Source organism: Roseobacter sp. MH60115 (genome assembly GCF_015644665.1).
Lineage (GTDB): Bacteria > Pseudomonadota > Alphaproteobacteria > Rhodobacterales > Rhodobacteraceae > Roseobacter.
This window is the reverse complement of record NZ_JADOBQ010000005.1, coordinates 1-20,847: the sequence shown is the minus strand read 5'-3', so window position 1 is coordinate 20,847 and position 20,847 is coordinate 1. Positions and strand designations below refer to the sequence as shown.

Below are 20,847 nucleotides of genomic sequence, written 5' to 3'. Positions count from 1 at the left end.
AAAGCCGTTTCCAGTGAAGATGTGGAATACTCCGGCCTTAAGAAGCGGGCTAAAGTGATCTGTGCTGTTGGCCGCACATCGTCAGGAAAACGCCCTCACGATCCGGCCCGCATTGGGCAGTCGCCGGGCGTGGCCCAAGAAGCGAGCAATAGAGGTCAGTGCGGCCCTCCCGGAGGCAAGGGTTGAACTGACGTTAGCTCACTCGCCACAAATGTTTTCCGCAAGGGCAAGCCCGTATCCAAACACTGTGTCGCGGCCTTCGGGACCAAGCTCGGCGCTTGTCTCCGCGAGCCTGCTGCGGGCTTCCGAAACGTTCCGCGCGGCAGCAACAGCCGGATCGGCTGCAAGCCGTGCTGTCACGAAGGGCGTGGCAATCGAGGTGCCGGTGACAAAGCGCAGGCGCCCGGCGGTGGGGAGCATAACGTCAACACCGGGTGCCGCGACATCCACGTGCGGTCCGCGGACTGCATTGCGGTAGATGCGACCTTCCACATCAACGGCCGTGACTGCGATCACCTCTTCGAAACCGGCCGGATAGAGTGGATCAACGGTCGGCCCCTCGTTGCCGACTGCGGCAACCAGAATAAGACCCCGCGCGGCGGCCCGGTCAACGGCGAGATTCAGGAGTTTGTTGTAGGGGCCCGCGAGCGCAAGATTGACGAGGCGCACCTCTTCACCCGACAACCAGTCAAGCGCACGCACCAAGGCATCCGCCCCCGCCACGGGATCCCCCGCCTCAGGCTGACCAAACACATTTGCACTGTAAATTCTCACGCCGCGCAGGCGATCCGGGTTTGCCAGAACCGCCGCCACATCAGTTCCATGCGTTGCTTTGGCCGAAGGACCTTCAAAAAATGCTCTTGTGATCACCTCGGCGCCAGCCAATGCAGGCGATGTCGCGTCGATTGCGGTATCAATCAGACCAATCGGCACGCGCGCAGCGCATCCCCCTTCACTCCAACGCATCATGGTGTCCGCGTAATCCAGCGCCTGCGCCGCGCCTTGCTGTTGCTGCAAGCGATAGGCGTGGTTGACCCCAACCGTGGATGTGGGAACCGCGGCTTCGAGCGCGGCAATCGCCTGGGCTCCCGTGACGCCATCTGGCATCCGATAGGTCAGCATCGTCAGGTCAAGGCCGCCCAAGCGGGTCACATCAAGCTCTTGATATCCTGCCGATCGGGTTGCCTGACGCATCTGTGCCGCGCTCTCGGGGTCAGGCACCAGTGCGATGATCTTTCGCGGCCCCACAACATCAGCGCGAACAGCACTGGGTAGCGCCTGTTCCTGCGAGAGCACGCAACCCAGCAGTGCGAAACCAAGACCTATCGCTGCCAACCCCCGAAAGAGAGGTGCAATCTGGAACATGCAATACTTTCCTTTCCGACTGACCACGCCTCGGACGCACAACCGTACACAAGTTAGTCGTGTTGAAGAACAAGTTGGTTCAATCAAAAGCTGAAAAACAGTTACTCACCACAATAACTTTGAACCATGAAGTGAGATCGTGCGACAAAGAAATGAACATTGCGAAGAAGTGGGCGGAAAAGCGTGGATCGCGACCAGAGCATACTCGACTATCTACAGGATCGGCTGACCTCGTCAGACCGAGATGTATTTGAAAGGAGCATGGCCAAGGATACGTCCCTTGCGGCCGAAGTGGATCTTATGCGGTCCGTCCGCGCCGAGCTTTCTTCGGCACCAGGGCACGAAAACGCGGACGCCGTTTGGGATCGGCTTTCGGCTGAGATAGATGCCGAACCGCAGGCAGCGAACGACAACAGGCGCCCTTGGCGAAAGACACTCAAATATGCTGCCGTTGCGGTGCTTGCCATCGCCGCCTGGCAGGTCACGGTCGGGCCGCGCATCAACCAGGTGCCGGGCGAGTTCCGCACGGCGAGTGAACAGCCTGCTGCCTTCGCGTTCCAGGTAAAGTTTGTTGAAAGTGCGACCGTTGGTGAGATTACCGCCCTGCTCGCTCCGCTCGGCGGCACAATCACGGATGGTCCCAGCGCGCTTGGCCTCATGCGCATCTCCTTCGCGGAAGCCGGCTTGCGCGAGGAGGCGCTGGACGTCTTGAACAACAGCCGTGAGCTGGTCGAGTTTGTTGCTGAGTAGCGCCTCTATCGACGCAGACCGGCCTCAAGACAGCGCATCAGAGCCTGTTTGGCATGGAAAACACGGGTTTTGATCGTACCGATGGGGACAACTTCCACCTCCGCGATCTCCGGGTAGCTTAAATCCTCCAGGAACGCGAGGCGAATGGCAGACCGTTGCGGGCCTGATAAGCCCTCTATGCAGTGGTGCAGGCGCTCCCTTTCTGCCGCTGCAATTGCTGCCGCCTCGGGATTGGGGGCAGTATCCTCAAGCTCTGGAACTTCATCGACATAAGACAACTTGCCGCGTTTACGCAGGGCGTCGATCAGTTTGTTGCGCGCAATGGAGAAGAGCCAGGTTTTGACGCTCGATTTACCAGCGAAACTGGAAGCAGACCGCCACACGTCGAGCATTGAGTCATGTACGCAATCTGAGGCAAGGTCTGTATTCCCACAACGCGAAAAAGCAAACGCATATACGGCATCATTGTGGCGCATGTAGAAAGCATGCATGGCACGCTTGTCGCCCGACGCCACGGCCTTGACCAGATCGATGTCATCCATGGCCGCTGTTCCGTACCTGGCAGAAGATGGCTGTCAAGTAACGCATGCCATCCGACTTGCATCTGTTCAACAGCAAATTTGTCAGCCATTCGTAAGCGTTGCATCCGGCCCCCTAAATCGCCCCTGATCAATCTGCCTTGGCCCGCTAAAACTGTGCCGGAGTTGGCTTAGTTTTGGAAACGAGATTGATGGTGCGGAAACGGTATTCGGATGGAGGATATTCTGAGGCTTCTTCGCGAGAATTTGCTGAGCCTAGCATCAGTATCCGACGTTGCGACGGCGTGCCGAGCGGCTGGCGTCAGTGATGTGACCTGTTACATTTGACGCAAGCGGTTTGGTGGCATGCATTGCCCGGCAGGCGATCGGAGATGGCCGATCTGAAGGCGCTGCAGAAAGAGAACGGTTACAACGAGCGTTTCGACGGAACTTTGCGCCGCGAAGTCCTGAATGCCGAATGGTTCCACACCACCAAACAGGCGCAGATCGTCATCAATACCTGGGCCAGACAGTACAATCGTGTCCGACCGCATCAAGTCCTAAACATGCGCCCGCCACTGCCAGAAACCGTACTCAAAAATCGCCAATGAAAATGGGGCTGGGCACCCGCTTTGCCACCCTCGAGTACCAGACTTTCGTCCTGTACGTAGCACTTGGCTCTATGAGTTCACAGCCGACCTCGGATATGACGCAGCAATGACATACATACCCCGGTGACTATTGCCGTGGACGGCCCAAACCGGTCGTTAATCAAAGTTGGCGATCTTAGCTGCACAGCGAAGGCAACCGGCCATTCGACCGCTTAGCAATTCTACGGACAAGCGGCTAAACCGCGCGTCCATCATGGGCAGGCGCGGCGCATTTTTTTCATCGGGTATCAGAAAAAGCAGATTGAAATGCGTACATACTCGGCAGAATTTGGGTTCGTCACGCCAAAGGGCATTTCAAGAACCGATGCAGTTAAAAAATACAACAAAATCATATGGTTGTATGTATGCGATGAGAAGCGAAAGTGCGCTGCAGGTGCAAATACGCCTTTGGTGCTGCGCCTATCCTTAGGGATAGCGAAAACCTACTCCTGCACCTTCGCAATCCATAACCATAACTGACACATTTATGGCATTCGAAAGGACATGCCATGAATATCAATTTGCTCATTACCTCCTGCGCTGCAGCATTTACACTGATGCTTCCGCTTCCTGGTTCTGCCAATGCTGAAGATGCTCTCTACGGGGCTAGGTTGCCTGAGGATGCGGTCTTTATCCGTTGGCTTGCCCCAACTGTGTCCGCCAAAGCTTTTGGTGCAGATTTCGATGCGGAAGTCAGTAACACGCGCGAATACGTCCCGGTCTCAAACGCTGTTCTCGATGGCGCGGAAGCCGGTCGATTTTACTCGCTCATCGGAGATCAAATCATTCCGGAGCCTCCTCGGGACGACGCAACTAAAGTTCATCTGGTCCTTTTGAATGCGGACAGTACCCCGGCGCGTTTGATTGTAAGCGCAAACGAAACTGAAGTGATAGGGGCGACAACAGCAGGCCAGGCCCGGTCACGCGGCGTTAACCCGGTTCAGGCAGAGCTCTCGGTTGTCACCGACGCCGGGCCGCTCGCCACTTTTGATCTATCCCTTCGTCGCGGACAAAACCTCACCTTTGTTGTGGTCGGTGATACAGTCACACTGATAGAAAACAAATTTGCACCCGTCGTGTCCGCGAACTGAGCCGGGCCGATGTTGTTCTCCTCACCCATCTTTTTGTTTGCGTTTCTGCCGGTGTTTCTGGTGGTCTACCATCTGGCGCCCAACCGGTGGCAATCCGCTGTCATCCTCTTTGGGAGCTGTGTCTTCTACGGCTGGTGGAAACTATCCTACCTGATTGTTGTGCTCGGAATGGCGCTGCTCAGCTTCCTGGTGGCCCGGTCAGCGCTACGCACATCTCCCAGCCGTCAACGCGGTTGGGTCGTTCTTGGGGTAAGCGTTAACATCTTACTGTTATGCTATTTCAAATACACGTTTTTCATAACCTCAAACCTTGCACAGGCAGGGTTGGCCTTGGGCGTCGAGGGCGTCCCCACCTGGGAAGTTCTGCTGCCCATCGGCATCAGCTTTCTGACCTTCCAAAGCATTAGCTACATTTTGGACGTCACGCGCCGAGACGTCCCTGAGGCGAGGAATATCGTCGACTACCTCGCTTTCATGACGTTGTTTCCACAGCTCATTGCGGGACCGATCCTGCGTTACAAAGATCTGGCCGGTCAGTTTCGCCAGCGGGAGAAAAGCCTGCGTATCTTCAACGAGGGGCTGCAGCGCTTCATTCTCGGGTTGGCAATGAAGCTGATCATCGCGGACAGTGTCGCCCCACTGGCGGATCGCTTGTTTGCACTTTCCGATCCGACGCTGGCAGAGGCATGGCTTGCCGCTATTTCCTATGCCATCCAGCTGTTCTTTGATTTTGCAGGGTATTCTGCAATGGCCGTTGGTTTGGGCTTGATGATGGGTTTTCGCTTTGTCGAGAACTTCAACAAACCTTATCACGCAAGATCGATCACGGAATTCTGGCAACGTTGGCATATCAGCTTATCGAACTGGCTGCGTGACTATGTTTACGTGCCGTTGGGCGGTAACCGCGCCGGGACGACAAAGACTCTTCGGAACTTGGTCCTGACAATGTTGTTGGGGGGAATCTGGCATGGTGCCAACTGGACGTTTGTTGTTTGGGGCGCGTGGCACGGCGGCCTTATGGCACTGGAACGGGCGCTGGGTATTAAGGGCAAACGCCAGATCATTCCCGGTGCCTTCGCCTGGCCTGTTACCATGGTCTTGGTCCTGATCGGGTGGGTCGTATTTCGGGCAGAGAGCCTGTCGCAAGCGATGTCCATCTATGCCGGAATGCTCGGGCTGAATGGACTGGGGCTTCGTGCCGAGACTATTGTTTCAACCCAATCGACGGAGCTTGCTTTTCTGGCGCTGGGAACGGCTCTGGTCGCACCTCTGCCAAGTCTTCGCGGGGTGCGCGTTCCGCAAAGCATCTCAATCGGCGCTTCCTGCTTTCTGTTTGTGGCCAGCTTCTCGCTCATGCATGCGCGCAGTGACAGCCCCTTTCTCTATTTCCAGTTCTGAGGTCCCGCTATGCAATTGTATCGAAACATCTTTCCGCAGCTTGCGCTGCCAATACTGACCTCCGCCTTTGTCATCTTTTCCGGTGCAAATGCAGTGCGTGAAGCCGACCCGCGGGGTGCGTTCCGGGATACTTTCGACGGCCTCTACCAGCGCACCTACGAGGACCGGTTCGACGTTGCAATGCCATTCAAAGAGCTGGCGCTTCACAGCTGGACAGCGCTTCGGTTGGCAGCCTTCGGCGAAGCGAACCATGGCGCGTTGGTCGGACAGGACGGTTGGCTCTTCACGCTTGAGGAGTTCGGGGCAGGTGAGGACGCGACCGATTTTCGCGCTGAGGTTTCAGAAATACGCGATCTTTTGGCGGCAAATGGCGTCGCGCTCATCCCGGTCATCATACCGGATAAAGCGCGCGTGATGGCCGCAATGCATAGATTCCCACGCGACCTTGCTTTGCAAACTCGGTTCGACGGCGCTCTCAGTGTTTTGACGGAACTGGGTTTGCCTGCAATCGATATGCGGAAAACCCTGTCTGATCTTGGAGAGGCTGCGTTCCTACGCACAGACACCCATTGGTCTCCAACAGGGTCACAAGCCGTGGCGCAAGTGCTTGCGGCGCACCTGCCCGAAATCATGAGACGGGACGGTGTGTTCCAGACGCAAAAGGTGGGTGAAGCTTTGCTTGAGGGCGACCTCACGGTCTTTGCACAAACGGGTCCATTTCAACCTTTTGTCGGCCCCATGTTGGAGACCATTCCCGTTTTTGAAACCGTTTCGACCTCTAGTGAGCTTGGCCTCTTGGGCGATCCCAAAATCCAAATCGCGCTTGTCGGAACCAGCTTTTCAGCCCGCGACGATCTTCATTTCGAAGGCTTCCTAAAATCCGCCTTTGGCCAAGATATTTTGAACCTTGCCGAAGAAGGACAGGGCCCATTCGTTCCCATGCGCCGGTTCCTCGCGTCCCGGTCCCTGGCCTCTACCTCCGTGAAAACCGTGATCTGGGAAATCCCAGAGCGCTACATCAATCTAAGGACTTTCCCATGATTTTCAAAGCTCTCCGCATCGCCTTGACTTGCCTCGCGTTCCCCTTTGCGGCTTTTGCAACGCCTTATTGCGATGCGCTTCTTGATTCAGACGCGTTGCCAAGCAAGTACGCGCGCCTTGCGCCCATTCATTCCAGCACAGAGACCGGGTGGATCTTCACGGACGAAATGCTCTCGGAAGAGTACGAGATGAAGGAGAGCAATCTCGCCTTGGTTCAAGGCATCGTGGATGCGTTTGCCGAACGGCGCGTGCCCCTTGCGATTGTGGTCGCACCGCCACGCAGTATTGTTGCAGGCCAAGACGTCGTGGATGCGACAGTCGGAAAGGGCGCACATGACGTCGCTGCAGCGCGCGCCAGTTTTGAAGCGATGATCGCTCAGCTGCGTAGCACGGGTGCTATCGTTCCCGATCTAGTTGCGGTCGCGACAAGCTCAGATGCCGTGCGCCAGAATTACTATTTCAAACGTGACACCCATTGGTCCGCGATAGGGGCTGCGTTCAGTATGCAGGCGTTGAGTGCAGAGGTTGCTGCCGCACATCCTGCGCTCGACATCCAAGTGGCTAGCGCCCCAACCATCGGGCCCGACACAGAAGAGGAAAAAGGATCTCTTGCCGCCATCGTTCGGCAAGTGTGTAAGGCAGATTTGCCGCGAGAAACTTTTGCGCTTTCAGACTTCCCCAGCCGCGGGGGCGACTTGCTGGGGGCGTCCGCAGACTCTGCGCCTGTGGTGCTGCTAGGGACAAGTTTCTCCAATCGATACAAGACTGACCTTTACCGGGTTGGGGACGCGCTGGCGTGGGCATTGGATCGGGAAGTCGAGAACCTGTCTGCGACGGGTACTGGCATGATTGGGGTCATTGAAGGCTTTGTTCTGAACGGTGGGTTGGACCGTGAGCCGAGCCTTGTGGTCTGGGAGGTGCCGTATTCCGAGAGCTTCAATGCTGCAAGCAACCTGCGCCAGTTGTTGGGGGCACTGCGGACGGCCGAGAAAACGCCCGGCACGCTTGTCGCCTCCACGCAAGGCGACGCACAGCTTGAATTCGGTGCGGTACAACCCGACCTGTTGATAATCCGTTCCGGGAACACCGATCCGATCGACCTCAGAGTGCGTGTGGAACTGGCAAGCGGCGCCACCAAAACCATCAAGTTGCGCCGTCGTGATCGTGTGCCAACCGGCCTTCGCGGAGACACACTTGCCGCCTCGTTGACAGGATTCAGCAGCGATATCCTGTCCATTGAAGTTGACGTGAAATCCGGTGCATCTCTTGAGGACTTGCGGTTGGAAGCCCATCGTTCGATCACCCCTTCGAAGTAATTGGACAAAATCTGTAGGTAACTTCGCAACTGGCGATCAACTGGCGCGCTTGTCGGGTGGTCGGCGGTACAATGGCATTTGCACTTTGCCTTCGGTGGGCAAATGCATGAACCGAAGCCACCGGTTGCGATAGTCAAACCGAGTGTTGGTACGTTATTTTTAAGTTTGACTGCCTGGTCGCTTTGGGAACCCAGTCTGCCATACCGCTTGCACCAGCGATAGAATGTCTGCTGGGTTATCTGCGCCTGCCGGATGGCATCCCACGCGGGATTCCTTGCCCGCGCACCACCGCAACCTGCCGTTGCTTAGTAACGGCCTCTTCTGGCTTGTGTCGTTTGATGTCCATATTTGGCCCCCCGTTTCCTGACCATACTGCCGGACCACTTCTGTGGAAGAGGGTCAGATGGAGGTGGCAGATTGATTGGCAACGTTTTGCATTCTGACCAGGGTCTTGGTCTGAAAAGGTATACCTAAGTATATTGCATCTACCCAGGTTTTGCCTCCGGTGTCCCTTTGCAGGCCTGCTCGCAAGCTCTCTTGTACCGTAATCCTCTTCCCACACAGTCAGTGCGAGAGCGGTTTTATGGTAACGATTACACAAATCAGGCAAGGTGTCGCTGTGGCGATCGCCTGCTCTATCTTGGTAGCAACGGGGTCCACCGAAGCGTTAGCGGGCAGCAAAGACATTCCGCAAGCACCGGTCGTCTTTGACATCACCAAGAGAAAGAAAACGAAGCGGGTCATCACGGATTGGCTGCGCATCTCCGCCTACAGCCACCTGCGGTTCCTTGGGGAGTGCGACATCAAGCGCGATGACGCGGTGAGCGACCGGAAGGATGAATTCGCCGCCTATCTTGGATTTGCTGCCCGCGCCGATCTGGGACAAGGGATCACAGGCTTCCTGCATGCAGAGTTCGACATGCGGGACAAGCGGACGCACCGGCGGTCCTATGGCCGGATCATGCAATCCAATGTGAAAGAAGCACTGCTCTCCTTTCCCACCAGCGCCACCGGTCAGATCAGCATCGGTCGGTTGCGGTTTTCTGATCCGCACAAATGGGTGGCAGATGCATCCGTGGACGGGGTGCACTACGCCTCAAAACAGGGAAATGCGGCGTTTGAATTTGCAGCCGTGCAAGGCACGAGAGACGTGACGGCGACATACCTTGTGCTGCATTCGTCCAGAGCTGCGGAAAAGCGGCGCGCCGGGGCCTTTGTGATCTCCGAGCATGACGGTGACAGACACCGGCTACATTTGTCTGCCTATCTCGGTGATCAAATATCGTCTGGAATCTCTTATGAAATGAATGCGGCCACTGTGATTGGGGATGCAGCTGATGGGCGGTCACTTGGGGTCGGCGTGGACGCGCGCATCATCCAAAAACTTGAAACAGGCCGTTGGAACCCACAGATCACCTACGGTTTTGCCATCGGCACACCGGGCTTTCTGCAAAGCGGATTGCACAGCAATAAAACGAAAGATGGCGGCCAAACCCAATTTCATCGCTATGGCTATGTGTTCCAGCCGGGATTGACCAACCTCTCGGTGGGGACGCTGGCCTATGGGGTGCGGCCTTCGCGCAAGTTCTCCGCCGATCTCGGTGCCCATATCTACGTACAGCCAAACCGTTCCACCTTGGGGCCTGATGCCCGGATCAAGGGAGCGACAACTGGCGCATCGCATTTTATCGGTTCTGAAATCAGCCTGGCGGGTGCTTGGCGGCCAACCAAGACATCCAAACTTGAGGTCGGTGTTGGCCGCTTTATGCCCGGTCCCGCCTATGCCGACCGCAGCCACGCCAGCCGCGTCTACATGCGCCTGTCCGTTTACTTCTGATCCACACGAGGGGGTTTCTATCATGGCACGCCTCTTCGAGATGCTGTTGTACTTGTTCGCGCTCGCTCGCCCCAAAATATTGAGTAAAGTTCTGAACCAGCATCGTACAATGACGCGTATACGCAAAACGCGGCAGTTGGCCCGTCAAACCTGAATGAGGATTCTTCCTCGTTTCCCATGTACCAGCTATCGCTGCTGGATCAGGCTTATGTTCTGTTTGCGATCATCAAAGACTGCATAACCATTATCCAGAAACCAATCATTGATGTTTTTATCCCCAACCCAAATCTTGGCAGGATATTGGTGGAACGTGCCCTTCTTTTCGTCGCCATCTTCACGTTGGATCGTACAGATGATGACTTCTCGCCCCTCAATTCGAGCTGCAAGTATGTCGCGGATTTGCTGCCCATGTTCCTTCTCCTCTCCGCACACCTCAGGCGTATTAACACGATGCAGGCTCAACGGTTCATTATTCAGGGTGACATTGAAGCCAAGGTCGATGTTGGCCCAGAATGTATCTCCGTCATTTACGCGGACTATCTTGGCCGTGTACTAATACAAGCCGCAGTGGTGAACGCTGGCTTATGTCCCTGGAGCGAGTAAGGAACTCTGGCACAGAGTGCTGTGCGGAGCATATTGCGTTGCCTTAGCTACTGCTTTCGGATTGAACGGCGAGATCTATCATCTTCATGGATCATTCATCGACTAGCTTCCAGCGCTTTCCTAAGGGCTTCTGCGCTGTTGTGCTGAAGGCCGCCCTTCTCAGTCTCAAAGCGACTGATCGTTGTAAACGAAACTCCAGCGGCTTCCGCCAATTCCCTTGTGCCAATTCGAAGTACTTTACTTGCCATGCGAAGCTGCGACGGCATCATACTATAACCTTGTATGTGTTTTTGCGTACACGATATTGACACTGCGATTGCCCTCGACTGTCTATACTCTGTAAGCAAAATCGAAACAAAGTACGGATTGAGGGATGGCCGCGGTAGTGATGGAACTGAACCGCTCAAGAATCTTCTCCTTCGCATTGAGCATCGACCGCCAAGAGCTGTGGTTCCGTCGTTTGCTATCCTCGGAACCCCGCCAACTGTTCCCCGATGCGTTCCGCAACGGGACAAACATGCTCCAGATTTGCTATCGCTGGCATAGGAGCATTGCCCCTCGGGTCCTAGCTCATTCGCGACAGCTTCGGAGCCTTTGCGGGTTTGATCAATCATGACCGAACGTGTATACTTTTAGTACGTATAGGGGGCCGCGATCGGATTCGACGATCCCATAGAGTTGATGGCGGCCAAGCCCATCTGAGTGGTCAGAGAGCGCGTCAACTGCTCCGTTTGTCGTTGCCTTTGTAGCATTCCGTTCGTATCAGTTCCGCCGGTCGCCTCTAGCTTTGCATCGCCCCAAGAAGCAAGGGAGGAAATTTCATGGAAGTCATCAAAACCGCAGAAATTGCTCACGCTCTATATCGCGCGCGTGGCGACAAAGCCGAAGTCGAGGCTGCCCGGCGCGAGAGGCGCTTCAGAGACGCCGGTAACGACGATGAGGCGGCACATTGGCGCGCGATCCGCGTGAGTGTCCGTCGAATGCGTGGCGCGAACCAAGGTTGAGATTCTGAGACTTGCGCGCAACAGCGCAATCATCACCTCGCGCCGCAAAGAGGGCGGGAAAACTAAAACGTTTCTTTCCCTTCGCCAGCTTCAGCGAGGCGCGTGTTATTTCTACTTCGGCAGCATGAAGAACTCTTCCCGGACTATCTTGCCTTCTTCAACTGAGTAAATTGCAATCTCGCGCAGGTTCATTCGCCGACCGGTGGCCTTCTGCGTCACCTCGGCCTCGTAGCACACTCCGAACCGGTTCGGTGGATGGGCGTAGGGCCCGTCTACGTCCAACTTGTGGATCTCGTGCTTTGCCAGCCAATCCTCCCGTTTCGCTTTGATCGCACCCCGCCCTTTGGCGATCCGTACATCTCTCCCCGGTGGCACAACGGCCTCTATCGACTCCGCGTTTTCGGCATAGATGTCCTCCACATGAGAAATACCGCGACGATCCTGCATCGCCTGAACGAATTCGCGTCCCAGTTTGACTAGGTCTTCCATAAGGGGCCTCCTATTGGTTTGCACGAACGTGACACGGCTCCAAAGCGTTTGCCTTGACTGGGATCAATGCGCACCTCTGAAACAGCGCACAGCTGACATCCCGCGCAATGGGCCGCGTCAAAAAAACTCATCACTGCAGACCCTCGTGCGTGCCCAACACTCACCCAGAAACTGCAGAACCTCCTCCGCAGTCACCGCTCCGATGCCAAACATGCAGCTTTTGATGTGAGTCTCCCCTCCTTCACTTAGCAAGCGCTTCAATTCGCCGATGGTATGGATGTCATTCTTAGCGAACGCACGCATTGCGCGAGTTGAAAGAGATGTGCTTGAGGCTTCTGCATCGTCTGTCGCGAATGACCTCTTTAGAATTGGTCGCCGCCCGAAGCCCCCCCCTCAACAAGTATCATACACAAGTTTCGGTGGCGGCGACGCGGGACCTTGCCGCCGTTCAAGCCTTGGTCCCGAATGACTGCTCTAGGCCTACGAAGATTTCAGACGCCGCTCTCGCCTGAAAATGTAAATCGAAGATGCGACGATGATAGTGGCTCCTATGACGGTGAAGCCGTCTGGGATCTCGCCGAAGAGGGCGTAGCCTAGGGCGGCGGCGTAGACGAGTTTGCTGTATTCCATATTGCCAACCACGCTGGCCTCCCCCAAGCGCAAAGCGCGCACGCCGACCCATTGACCAAGCGTTGCGAGAATGCCCATTGCGATCAGAAACAGCCATCCGAAAAGATCAGGCGTTACCCACAACCAGAGCAACGGTATTCCGGCCAGTGTGCCGACAAACACGGATTGAAAGACCAACAGGGTCGCCGTGGACTCTGTCTGGCTCAATTTGCGCACGGCGGTGACAGCCACGGCCGCACCGGCTGCTCCGAGCAGTGGGATGAGTGAATGGATGTCTATCAAGCCATCGACGCCCGGTCGCATCACCACCACGACACCGAGGAACCCGACGATCACCGCTCCTATCCTGTGCGGTCCGACAGGTTCTTTCAAAAAGACGAGCGCCATAATCGCCACAAAAAACACTTGGGAAAAGGCAAGCGTTGTAGCTGTTGTAAGGGGAAGCAAAGCCACCGCCCAGATACCACATGAGAGTGCTGTGAATGCTCCGATCAGTCGCGCTGTATGCAACCCGGGCCTCTTGGTTTTCAGGCTATTTGGGAACGTCTTGGCGATGTCAGGCAGCGATGACAGGAAAACGACGACCTGCCGAAAAAACAGGATTTGCAGGACGTGATAGTCAACGACAGCGATTTTGGCCATGGCGATCACAACTGCAAAAAGCGCTGCGGCAAGCAGAGCCCAAAGCAATCCCTTGGTATTGTCCGTCACGGGATCGGTCCTTAAATCTGGAAAGGTACGTAGGTACCAAGTTGCGAATTTTGTGTAAAGGGCGGTTTTGGAGGTGAATATGGCAAAAAACAGCACATTTAGTGCAGATACGCTAGCATTCATCGCGCAGTTGCAAGCAGTGTATGGGGCTGACCCGAGTGCAAAAGGCAGCCACCTTTTGTCCGACTATCCGGCGAGTATTCGTCCACGAAGTAACGGGGGATGAGTCCATAGATCTCATCTGTGTCAAAGACGGCGTTCTTTGTCGGATCATAGCCCTTTAAGTGGCCCGTTTTCCGGCCTGTGTATCCATGAATTAGACTGAAGACCTTACTTTCGTCAGAACTGAAGAAGCGTTCGATCTAAGTGCGGTCTCTAGAGTGGTTTCGCTGTGTAACGACAAGTTGCCCGCCGCGTCCCAGAAATTGGTGTAGGTAGCGAATAATATCTTGGCCCCCTAAACCTTTGCCGAAGTTGGCTTAGTTTTGGAAACGAGATTGATCGCGCGGAACGGTATTCGGGTGAGGATATTCTGAGACTTCACGCCGCCTGTGAGCGCGAAGCCGATGAGCGAGCCCGTGCTGAGATGGAAGCCAAACGCAAGATGCCCGCGATATGCGGGTTGCTGCACGTGTGCGGCGCCCTGGCTATGCGCATCGCTAAATGCTATGTCTTTCAAGTCTTCTTCACGAAGTTGGCGTGCGCCTTTGATTTGGGCGTATCCCAGCAACGCCATGTAGGCTACGCCAGCCCATTTCAGCACCAAGAACGCCTCGCTCGTCGCTGCCAGAATGACACCAAGACCTGCTTAGGATGCGGTCATAACAACGACCCCACCACAGACATCTCCCACGACGCAGTAGGCCGCAGCTTTCAATCCGTGCGACAAGGTTTAGCCAAGGACTATGAATACGCTCGGTCCTGGAATGAGGGAGATGATCACTGTGGCCGCCACATAGGCCAACCAGATTTCAATACTCATTTTATCAACTCCACTCTCTTATTTTTTTCCGCAGACCTTCGATGGCAGAGCCAAAAAACCTGCCCACGCTATGACGAATATACCTATTAAGCTGATGGTGCCGGGTAACTCGTTGAAAAACAATGCTCCCCAGAGAAGACTGAACATCAGATAACTATAGTCGAACGTGGCGACCGTCGTTGGTTGCCCTTTCTGATAAGCATAGGCCGCTCCGACACTCCCGATCAGGATCAGGACAGCGAGAATCGCGATGGTTCCGAATAGAGCCAGATCAAGCGGCTGCCACGGGCCGAGGATGAGCGACTCTTTATAGCCTGAGAAAAGACCAAGGAGTACACCAGTTACGATGAAAGCGACGTTCAGTGCCAAGGCCAAAACGAAGGGACTATCCTTGCTGCACTTTGCAGATGTCAGCACCATCGCACAGGCGTAGAGAAAGGCGGCGATGACCGGGAACAGGGTCGCGATTTCGAAATTCGAGTTTTCGGGGCGGATAATCATCAACACGCCAACAAAACCACAAGTTATAGCCAGGATCGCGCGGCGAGCAGGCCATCGTTGCGCAACTCCTGCGGAAAGCGCGATGATAAAAAGCGGCCCCGTGTAGTAGGCGGCAGCGGCCAGAGATAATGGCATCTGAGGCAAAGACGCGTAATAACTCAGCCACATGATAACCAGGAGCGTACAGCGTACCAGGATCCAAAGCGGCGCAAATAATTTCACCGGCCCCTGCCTGCGAGCCAGCCACCACAACAGGGGCAGGACAAGAGCGGAGCGCAGGACGTACATCTGCCAAAGCGGCAGTGACAGGCCCGTTGCCTTTATGACGGCATCTCCCAACGATAAGGCCGCGACAGACGCAACAATCGCAAGGATCGGACCGAGCGCGCGATTTTCGTGTGTGGAATCTGCCATGCTTTGCCCAAGTGACCGTTACCCATCAATACCCCATAAAAATCATGTAAGCTCTCAGATGAAAAAGGAATTCCTGTTCAATTCGCATGAGCTAAAGTTATGAATAGACCAACCCACCACTTACCGCCGTTGTCACGCTTAAGACCGTTTGAAGCCGCAGCACGGCATGAGAGCTTTTCCATGGCCGCAGACGAACTCGGCATGACCCAGACGGCGATAAGCAAACAGGTTGGTCTCTTGGAAAAGGAGTTGGGGATACCTCTGTTTGAACGCCGCAACAGAGCGGTGTTTCTGACGGATGCGGGCAGACGGCTTGGACGAGTAGTCGGGGGTGCTCTCACTGACGTTGCCGCTGAGATTGCGCTGCTTCAAGGCAAAAGGCGGTCGAACGAACTGGTGCTGCACTGCCAGCTTTGCGAGGCATTCTATTGGCTCATGCCACGTCTCGCCGGTTTCCATGAACAGAACCCGGGTGTTGAACTGCGTGTTGTCAGTTCGCTGAAACCGCTGACAGAAACAGAGGAAGGTTTCGATGTCGCCATTCAAACATCGGGTCGCGCTTCTGGTTCAGCACGTCTGGCATTCACTGCAGCCGACGATATTTTTCCGGTTTGCGCGCCATCGCTCGTATCCGGTCACACACTTCCAATGGACCCAGACGATCTGGCGGCTTTCCCGCTCCTGTCGCATTCCGTTTCTCCGCAAGACTGGATGGAATGGCGGGATTGGTTCAAAGGCATCGGTGCCCAGCAACCGAAGCGCCCGCGCGTTGTGTCTTTCGACAGCTATCCTGTGGCATTGCAGGCTGCTGTAGCGGGCCAAGGTGTTGCACTTGGATGGAGACGCACGACCGAAGGCGTGATTGCAGAGGGCAAGTTGATAAGGCCATGCGCACAAATTCTGAGGCGCCCGACAGAAATATCTGTTTTTCGCGGTGGGAACCGCAATCATAACCCAAAGACAGACCACCTTATCGATTGGCTAAAAAGGGAGTTAGCAGAATAGTAGCCGTTCACGCTTCGTGCAGCATCGATTGATTTGGGCTCGTTCCGACCTTTCTCAACACCGCAGGATGCACCAAAACTCAGACGGTTTTACCACCGGCGATAACCACCGTTTTTGCTGCATAGGTATTGTCCAGCCCCAATTCTATGGGCCACTTTTGAGCAAGGTTTCTGCGACTTGCAGTCGCATGTTTAGGGCCTGATGTGGTCGGACACGATCGTACTGTCTGAGCCATGTATTGGTGACGATCTGTGCCTGTTTTGTGTATGGAACCATTCGGCGTTGAGGATTTTGCAGCGCAAAGCTCCGTTGAAGCGCTCGTTGTAACCGTTCTCCCACGGCGATCCTGAATAGATCTGAATTGGCTTTGATCCCGACCTTTCTCAGCCAGTCTTGCAGTGCCGCTGCGATGAACTCTGAGCCATTGTCCGAACGAACGTACTCCGGCTTCCCGCTTTGCAGTAGCAATGGATACAGCGCATCCAGCATATCTGCGCTGTTCATCGTCAGTTTGACCGCGACGCAGAGCGCCTCGCGAGTGCACTCATCCAGCACCGTCTACATCTTGTAGGTCCGTCCGTTACTCAGCTTGTCGTGAACAAAAATCAATGCTCCAGATGTGCTTGGGATATTGCGGTCGGAGCCGGATGATCGAGCTGTCATTGTGACACAGCCGTTTGCGTTTCTTGTGCCGTCGCGGGCGTTGGAGGCCCTCTTCGCCCCAAAGTCGTTCAATCTTCTTGTGATTGACTGACCAGCCTTCGACACGCAGCAGCTCTGTGATCTTGCGGTAGCCATTCCGCCAGGGCGCATTCAGTCTCAGCGCTGCAAGACACCCGGCTTCGGCTATTGAATTCTGGTTTGGTTTCGGCCTGCGGTTTTTGCGTCGTACAGCGCCATGTCGGCCAGTCTTAGTACTTGAGCAGCAGGATGCGGACATGTCACCGTTCGCCCCGAAACGCCGATACTGACCGTGAACTTGCAGACGTCACCGATCCGGTTCGCAATCTCCAAATGTATCCTTTCGCAAACTGATTCTGCGTCCGCCAAGGAAGAAGCGGTCAGAATGCAGACAAATTCATCACCACCAACGCGGGCGATGGTATCCACTTCCCGGCAAGTGGCTTGCAATACTTCGGAAAGCGCCAAAAGTACCTCATCCCCGACTTCATGACCATGCGCGTCATTGATGGATTTGAAATTATCGATGTCCATCATCAAAACTGCCACCGCCGCCCCGGACCGGTCTGCATCCGCGAAGATGCGCCGGGCGGCGGCATCAAAAGCGCGTCGATTGGCAACACCCGTCAAGGCGTCCGTCAAGGATAGTTGCTCCAGCTGTTCCTTTTGGCTTTGCAGCTCAAGCCTTGTGGATTCGAGTTCGTGAAACAGCTTGTCTCTTTTTTCCGCCTCCACAAAGACCCATGCAAAGTTGCTATTTGGCAAGCGCCTGACACTGACCACCTTCGGGTGTCTGGCACCTGTAATGTCGACAACTGAAAGCTGGGACTCACAGCACCGACCCTCTTTCAAGACGGTTGGAACAATGTAACTGTTGCAATACGCCACCGAGGCTGTCGTCAGAAGCTTGTGGACCGATGCCATGTCCAGCACCTTCGCGGTCCAACCCAGCTCTTCTTCGAAGTATTTGTTCGAAAATAGTATTTTCTGATCGCGCGTGGTGATCAGACACCCGCAGGGAAAATGGTCGATATCGACCATGTCGCTTCGATCAAACCTACTCAAGTGCAAATCGCGCCAATTCTGGCGCAATCTCGCGAGGATGGGTCATATGCAGACAGTGGCCGTTCGCTTCGACTATTTCTAGCCGGGCATTGATCATCTGAGCCTTAACGAACTCGCCCACTGAAACAGCGGCAAGCGTGTCTTCGGTGCTCTGGAAGATGAGGGTTGGCTGCTTCGCCTTCGACAGCAGGTCCCGGCAATCCGAAAAGAAGGTAACACGTGCGAAGGTCTTCGCAAAAAGCGGGTCCGTCGAACAAAAGCTGTCTGCGAGCGTCTCAACCATGTCGGCCCCACTTACACCCATGACAATAGGGGCCAGATGATTAGCCCATCCGACATAGTTCCTGTCCATGAGCCCTAGCAGCTCTTCCAAATCTGCCCGTTCAAAGCCACCTTGGTAGTCAGGCGGATCATTTAGAAAGCACGGCGATGGACAGACCATCACCAGCTTCGAGATGATGTGAGTGGCCTCAATCGCCGCAATCAACCCAGTCATGGAACTGACAGAATGCCCAACCAAGGTGACATCCGATAGGTCCAACGCATCGCAGACGTCGATGATGTCTTGCGCATAGCCTTCCAGCTTTGAATATTTTTCGCCTTTGAATGCTCTTGGATCAGATTTTCCCGATCCGACATAGTCGAACAGGACAATTCGAAAGTCATGCTCCAGATAGGGCGTCAACAATTGCCACATCGTCTGGTCGCACCCAAATCCATGGGCCAAAACCAGCGTTTTGTTTCCCGCTCCAAGGACGGTGACATTGTTACTGGCCAGTGTGTCGTCCAAGATCATTTGATGTGTACTCCCAAAGCTCTCAGCGCACTGAAACAGCTCGGCATGCAGCTCTGGTGACTCGGCGCGTAAACACTGCGTTAGTATTAATTAATTTTCAATTAATTCTGCGGTAAAATTGCACACTGACGACCTTCGCCCTTAGCGCGGCATCGACAAAAATGGGCTTTTTCAAGACCTTCGTTGCGTCCAATTCAACGATCAGCTTTGCCTTTGTAGGTCAGTTGTTGACGTGACGGTCAAAGTCATCTGACGTTCTAAGTTGGCTCTGTGTGGAAAGTCGCGCATCTTTAACTCGATTAGGCGGATTTGCTGCATCCTAACAATGGGTCGCGTCATGCAATACTGACCCAAACGTTTAGCATTTCTGATCCAAAGGGAACTTTCACCTACGGTGGACGATGGTGCCGCGTGCGGGACAAAGCCGACTTTCATGTGACGTGAATGCGCACCTCGCTTCTTTCCAACTCACTTACATGAACTTTGCCTTGAGGCATAAGCAATCTTGATAGTATCTGATCCAATGAGAAATCTTCTGGCCACTATCATCGCGGTTTGCGTCACCCCATGCTCTGCGTTGGCAGACATACCGACGCCTTTCAACAGCAACTCTGCGTTGCTTGATGCCGACAGCATAATTTTGTGCTCGGATTTTGGTGAGATCAACGCTTCGCGTGTCTCTCAATTTCTCAGTGAATTAGATCAAAGCGCAGCAACAGTAAATGTGATAGATGGCCCCAAGCGCCTATCCAAAGCATTAAGCTTCAATGTGTTAGTAGTCGTCACCGGGGGTGAAGCTCAACATACTACCGAAAAGTGCGCAAGGGATACCGTTCCATACGGAGATACTGTGTCGAATGAAATTGCAACTGTAGCAAAGAAGCTCTTGGATGATTTCGAACATCCAAACCCAGCAATAGATGCGGCATTCAGCGAGACAACTTGGTCCAGCTCAAATTTCTACCACGAAACAGAAAACTGGGTGACTATCGTCATTGCGATGCGAGAGCCGTCTACTAATTTCACGATGATCACATTGTTCGACCAACCTTATACGGCCTGTGATCAGAATTCGGCTTGCGTAGAACCGTAGTTTTGGGCTCAGAGCAGACATTGACGCCAGACCACACTGACCGCTCCTACTATTTGTACCCGTGAAAGTCCGCTATGCGGACGAAGCACCAATTCGTTGCACTTGCGCCATTGACAGTTTTGAGTAACTGATGGCGGATAATGACCCTTAGAGAATTACGCATCTTCATTTGCTCGTTTGGTGCGCTCTTGGCGCTGTCGGCTTGCTCTTCAGAATACGCGGCTATCGCCAATCTTCCCGGTCGCGCGACTGTAACCATGTCTGTGACGCCCATGTTCGGTTTTCACAGCGACTGGAACAGAGAACTCACCATTGGTGACGGTGATTCCACGGCTTCCATCGACCTGTTCAAAGATACAGGTTGGTGGTGCGGATCAGACGTATACCTGCATAAATCAGGCACATACGTAGTGCACGAGGGACAAATCGGATGCTTCGGCTTTACGCTTGATCCGTCTTCATTTGACGTCCGTACTTCGATTTCGTGTATCAAGGCCACGGACATAGCCACTCGCCTTTCAGCGGAAGGCTCCAAATTTAGAGGCTACCCTGCGTCCAAGTTCTACAGTGGGCTGTTCTACGTCGGAAGGTTTGTTGAGACTGGACGCGTGCCAGAACTGCGAGAAGCTCGATCAGAAACCCCAATCTTCTTCCAAACACACGAGCAACAAGCCGAACCAGAACTTCCAGAAATTCTGTGAGAGTACATTCGTTCAAAGCGCAGCATCAGGGACTTTGGGCTCGCTGCCGACATCCGACAATTCTGGTCTGTCGACGGATGCCAGCCCGGACCGGACAATGGATTGGCGATAAAGGTCGGGATTGCGGGACGGGCTGCCTTTCGAGTTCAATCGATAAACGGCAGCTCTTTGAATTTCGGGTTGCTTCGGATCAGCCGTTGCCATTC

23 protein-coding genes and 1 pseudogene are annotated in these 20,847 nt (G+C 54.6%); 12 read left to right on the top strand and 12 right to left on the bottom strand.

What is annotated here, in order from left to right; all coding sequences use genetic code 11:
* Positions 1-198: 198 nt before the first annotated feature.
* Positions 199-1,365 (bottom strand): S8 family serine peptidase, encoded by a 1,167-nt coding sequence (locus tag ISX84_RS15770; protein ID WP_195821361.1) that lies wholly within the window; start codon positions 1,363-1,365, stop codon positions 199-201.
* A 261-nt stretch (positions 1,366-1,626) separates the two neighbouring features.
* Here ISX84_RS15770 and ISX84_RS15765 point away from each other — a divergent pair, with 261 nt between their 5' ends.
* The gene (locus ISX84_RS15765; protein WP_229884364.1) at positions 1,627-2,115 is read left to right on the top strand and encodes a hypothetical protein; all 489 of its coding nucleotides are present in this window, start codon (positions 1,627-1,629) and stop codon (positions 2,113-2,115) included.
* Positions 2,116-2,120: 5 nt separating this feature from the next.
* On the opposite strand, the gene ISX84_RS15760 is transcribed toward ISX84_RS15765, so the two are convergent.
* Positions 2,121-2,657 carry an RNA polymerase sigma factor gene (locus tag ISX84_RS15760; protein WP_195821359.1) on the bottom strand — a complete coding sequence of 179 codons (537 nt, stop codon included), beginning with the start codon at positions 2,655-2,657 and terminating at the stop codon, positions 2,121-2,123.
* A 368-nt stretch (positions 2,658-3,025) separates the two neighbouring features.
* Between ISX84_RS15760 and ISX84_RS15755 the strand changes: the two genes are divergently transcribed.
* The 5 genes from ISX84_RS15755 (at position 3,026) to ISX84_RS15735 (ending at position 8,129) form a co-directional block, all read left to right on the top strand.
* Positions 3,026-3,244 (top strand): integrase core domain-containing protein, encoded by a 219-nt coding sequence (locus ISX84_RS15755; protein ID WP_195821358.1) that lies wholly within the window; start codon positions 3,026-3,028, stop codon positions 3,242-3,244.
* A gap of 548 nt (positions 3,245-3,792) precedes the next feature.
* Positions 3,793-4,374, top strand: coding sequence for a hypothetical protein (locus ISX84_RS15750; protein WP_195821357.1), 582 nt, complete (start codon positions 3,793-3,795; stop codon positions 4,372-4,374).
* Positions 4,375-4,383: 9 nt separating this feature from the next.
* Complete coding sequence (locus ISX84_RS15745) at positions 4,384-5,772, top strand: MBOAT family O-acyltransferase (protein ID WP_195821356.1); 1,389 nt, start codon at positions 4,384-4,386, stop codon at positions 5,770-5,772.
* 9 nt (positions 5,773-5,781) lie between these two features.
* Positions 5,782-6,813 carry an alginate O-acetyltransferase AlgX-related protein gene (locus ISX84_RS15740; RefSeq protein WP_195821355.1) on the top strand — a complete coding sequence of 344 codons (1,032 nt, stop codon included), beginning with the start codon at positions 5,782-5,784 and terminating at the stop codon, positions 6,811-6,813.
* Positions 6,810-8,129 carry an alginate O-acetyltransferase AlgX-related protein gene (locus tag ISX84_RS15735; protein WP_195821354.1) on the top strand — a complete coding sequence of 440 codons (1,320 nt, stop codon included), beginning with the start codon at positions 6,810-6,812 and terminating at the stop codon, positions 8,127-8,129. The genes ISX84_RS15740 and ISX84_RS15735 overlap by 4 nt, the downstream gene beginning before the upstream one ends.
* Positions 8,130-8,287: 158 nt before the next feature.
* On the opposite strand, the pseudogene ISX84_RS15730 reads toward ISX84_RS15735, so the two are convergent.
* A pseudogene (locus ISX84_RS15730) lies at positions 8,288-8,475 on the bottom strand (IS3 family transposase); the annotation flags it as partial.
* 237 nt (positions 8,476-8,712) lie between these two features.
* Between ISX84_RS15730 and ISX84_RS15725 the strand changes: the two are divergent.
* The 3 genes from ISX84_RS15725 (at position 8,713) to ISX84_RS15715 (ending at position 11,573) form a co-directional block, all read left to right on the top strand.
* Entirely contained in the window at positions 8,713-9,966 is a 1,254-nt protein-coding gene (locus tag ISX84_RS15725) for an alginate export family protein (protein ID WP_195821353.1), read from the top strand.
* A 177-nt stretch (positions 9,967-10,143) separates the two neighbouring features.
* Positions 10,144-10,569: a hypothetical protein gene (locus tag ISX84_RS23280; protein WP_229884363.1), complete on the top strand. Its 426-nt coding sequence runs from the start codon at positions 10,144-10,146 to the stop codon at positions 10,567-10,569.
* Positions 10,570-11,390: 821 nt separating this feature from the next.
* Positions 11,391-11,573 (top strand): hypothetical protein, encoded by a 183-nt coding sequence (locus ISX84_RS15715; RefSeq protein WP_195821351.1) that lies wholly within the window; start codon positions 11,391-11,393, stop codon positions 11,571-11,573.
* Positions 11,574-11,684: 111 nt separating this feature from the next.
* Here ISX84_RS15715 and ISX84_RS15710 read toward each other — a convergent pair whose 3' ends face one another.
* From ISX84_RS15710 to ISX84_RS15695, 4 genes are all read right to left on the bottom strand, one after another.
* Entirely contained in the window at positions 11,685-12,062 is a 378-nt protein-coding gene (locus tag ISX84_RS15710) for a nuclear transport factor 2 family protein (protein ID WP_195821350.1), read from the bottom strand.
* A 480-nt stretch (positions 12,063-12,542) separates the two neighbouring features.
* Complete coding sequence (locus ISX84_RS15705; protein ID WP_195821349.1) at positions 12,543-13,403, bottom strand: DMT family transporter; 861 nt, start codon at positions 13,401-13,403, stop codon at positions 12,543-12,545.
* Between the two features lie 457 nt (positions 13,404-13,860).
* Positions 13,861-14,166 (bottom strand): hypothetical protein, encoded by a 306-nt coding sequence (locus ISX84_RS15700; RefSeq protein WP_195821348.1) that lies wholly within the window; start codon positions 14,164-14,166, stop codon positions 13,861-13,863.
* A gap of 237 nt (positions 14,167-14,403) precedes the next feature.
* The gene (locus tag ISX84_RS15695) at positions 14,404-15,300 is read right to left on the bottom strand and encodes a DMT family transporter (RefSeq protein ID WP_195821347.1); all 897 of its coding nucleotides are present in this window, start codon (positions 15,298-15,300) and stop codon (positions 14,404-14,406) included.
* A gap of 99 nt (positions 15,301-15,399) precedes the next feature.
* On the opposite strand from ISX84_RS15695, the gene ISX84_RS15690 reads away from it, so the two are divergent.
* The gene (locus ISX84_RS15690; protein ID WP_195821346.1) at positions 15,400-16,305 is read left to right on the top strand and encodes a LysR substrate-binding domain-containing protein; all 906 of its coding nucleotides are present in this window, start codon (positions 15,400-15,402) and stop codon (positions 16,303-16,305) included.
* Positions 16,306-16,449: 144 nt separating this feature from the next.
* Here the strand turns inward: ISX84_RS15690 and ISX84_RS15685 are convergent, their stop codons facing one another.
* From ISX84_RS15685 to ISX84_RS15670, 4 genes are read right to left on the bottom strand one after another with little or no spacing between them, the layout of a single operon-like run.
* Positions 16,450-16,860 carry a DDE-type integrase/transposase/recombinase gene (locus tag ISX84_RS15685; RefSeq protein WP_195821345.1) on the bottom strand — a complete coding sequence of 137 codons (411 nt, stop codon included), beginning with the start codon at positions 16,858-16,860 and terminating at the stop codon, positions 16,450-16,452.
* Positions 16,861-16,885: 25 nt separating this feature from the next.
* Positions 16,886-17,245: an IS3 family transposase gene (locus ISX84_RS23585; protein WP_195821344.1), complete on the bottom strand. Its 360-nt coding sequence runs from the start codon at positions 17,243-17,245 to the stop codon at positions 16,886-16,888.
* A complete protein-coding gene (locus tag ISX84_RS15675) occupies positions 17,152-18,027 on the bottom strand; it encodes a GGDEF domain-containing protein (protein WP_195821343.1) in 876 nt (291 codons plus the stop codon). Before ISX84_RS15675 ends, ISX84_RS23585 begins: the two co-directional genes overlap by 94 nt.
* A gap of 16 nt (positions 18,028-18,043) precedes the next feature.
* A complete protein-coding gene (locus tag ISX84_RS15670; protein WP_195821342.1) occupies positions 18,044-18,847 on the bottom strand; it encodes an alpha/beta fold hydrolase in 804 nt (267 codons plus the stop codon).
* 523 nt (positions 18,848-19,370) lie between these two features.
* Here ISX84_RS15670 and ISX84_RS15665 point away from each other — a divergent pair.
* Positions 19,371-19,940, top strand: a complete 570-nt coding sequence (locus ISX84_RS15665) for a hypothetical protein (protein ID WP_195821341.1) — start codon at positions 19,371-19,373, stop codon at positions 19,938-19,940.
* Positions 19,941-20,080: 140 nt separating this feature from the next.
* On the top strand, positions 20,081-20,641 hold the full coding sequence (locus tag ISX84_RS15660; RefSeq protein ID WP_195821340.1) for a hypothetical protein: 561 nt from the start codon (positions 20,081-20,083) through the stop codon (positions 20,639-20,641).
* A gap of 12 nt (positions 20,642-20,653) precedes the next feature.
* Here ISX84_RS15660 and ISX84_RS23275 read toward each other — a convergent pair.
* On the bottom strand, positions 20,654-20,847 hold a 194-nt coding region (locus tag ISX84_RS23275), incomplete at its 5' end, for a hypothetical protein (protein ID WP_229884361.1).

Coding starts and splice junctions, on each gene's coding strand:
- ISX84_RS15660 (WP_195821340.1), top strand. CDS start 20,081: ATGACCCTTAGAGAATTACGCATCTTCATTTGCTCGTTTGGTGCGCTC.
- ISX84_RS15735 (WP_195821354.1), top strand. CDS start 6,810: ATGATTTTCAAAGCTCTCCGCATCGCCTTGACTTGCCTCGCGTTCCCC.
- ISX84_RS15695 (WP_195821347.1), bottom strand. CDS start 15,300: ATGGCAGATTCCACACACGAAAATCGCGCGCTCGGTCCGATCCTTGCG.
- ISX84_RS15675 (WP_195821343.1), bottom strand. CDS start 18,027: ATGGTCGATATCGACCATTTTCCCTGCGGGTGTCTGATCACCACGCGC.
- ISX84_RS15690 (WP_195821346.1), top strand. CDS start 15,400: ATGAATAGACCAACCCACCACTTACCGCCGTTGTCACGCTTAAGACCG.
- ISX84_RS15770 (WP_195821361.1), bottom strand. CDS start 1,365: ATGTTCCAGATTGCACCTCTCTTTCGGGGGTTGGCAGCGATAGGTCTT.
- ISX84_RS15740 (WP_195821355.1), top strand. CDS start 5,782: ATGCAATTGTATCGAAACATCTTTCCGCAGCTTGCGCTGCCAATACTG.
- ISX84_RS23280 (WP_229884363.1), top strand. CDS start 10,144: ATGTACCAGCTATCGCTGCTGGATCAGGCTTATGTTCTGTTTGCGATC.
- ISX84_RS15670 (WP_195821342.1), bottom strand. CDS start 18,847: ATGATCTTGGACGACACACTGGCCAGTAACAATGTCACCGTCCTTGGA.
- ISX84_RS15755 (WP_195821358.1), top strand. CDS start 3,026: ATGGCCGATCTGAAGGCGCTGCAGAAAGAGAACGGTTACAACGAGCGT.
- ISX84_RS15715 (WP_195821351.1), top strand. CDS start 11,391: ATGGAAGTCATCAAAACCGCAGAAATTGCTCACGCTCTATATCGCGCG.
- ISX84_RS23585 (WP_195821344.1), bottom strand. CDS start 17,245: ATGTCCGCATCCTGCTGCTCAAGTACTAAGACTGGCCGACATGGCGCT.
- ISX84_RS15745 (WP_195821356.1), top strand. CDS start 4,384: ATGTTGTTCTCCTCACCCATCTTTTTGTTTGCGTTTCTGCCGGTGTTT.
- ISX84_RS15665 (WP_195821341.1), top strand. CDS start 19,371: ATGAGAAATCTTCTGGCCACTATCATCGCGGTTTGCGTCACCCCATGC.
- ISX84_RS15710 (WP_195821350.1), bottom strand. CDS start 12,062: ATGGAAGACCTAGTCAAACTGGGACGCGAATTCGTTCAGGCGATGCAG.
- ISX84_RS15725 (WP_195821353.1), top strand. CDS start 8,713: ATGGTAACGATTACACAAATCAGGCAAGGTGTCGCTGTGGCGATCGCC.
- ISX84_RS15760 (WP_195821359.1), bottom strand. CDS start 2,657: ATGGATGACATCGATCTGGTCAAGGCCGTGGCGTCGGGCGACAAGCGT.
- ISX84_RS15765 (WP_229884364.1), top strand. CDS start 1,627: ATGGCCAAGGATACGTCCCTTGCGGCCGAAGTGGATCTTATGCGGTCC.
- ISX84_RS15750 (WP_195821357.1), top strand. CDS start 3,793: ATGAATATCAATTTGCTCATTACCTCCTGCGCTGCAGCATTTACACTG.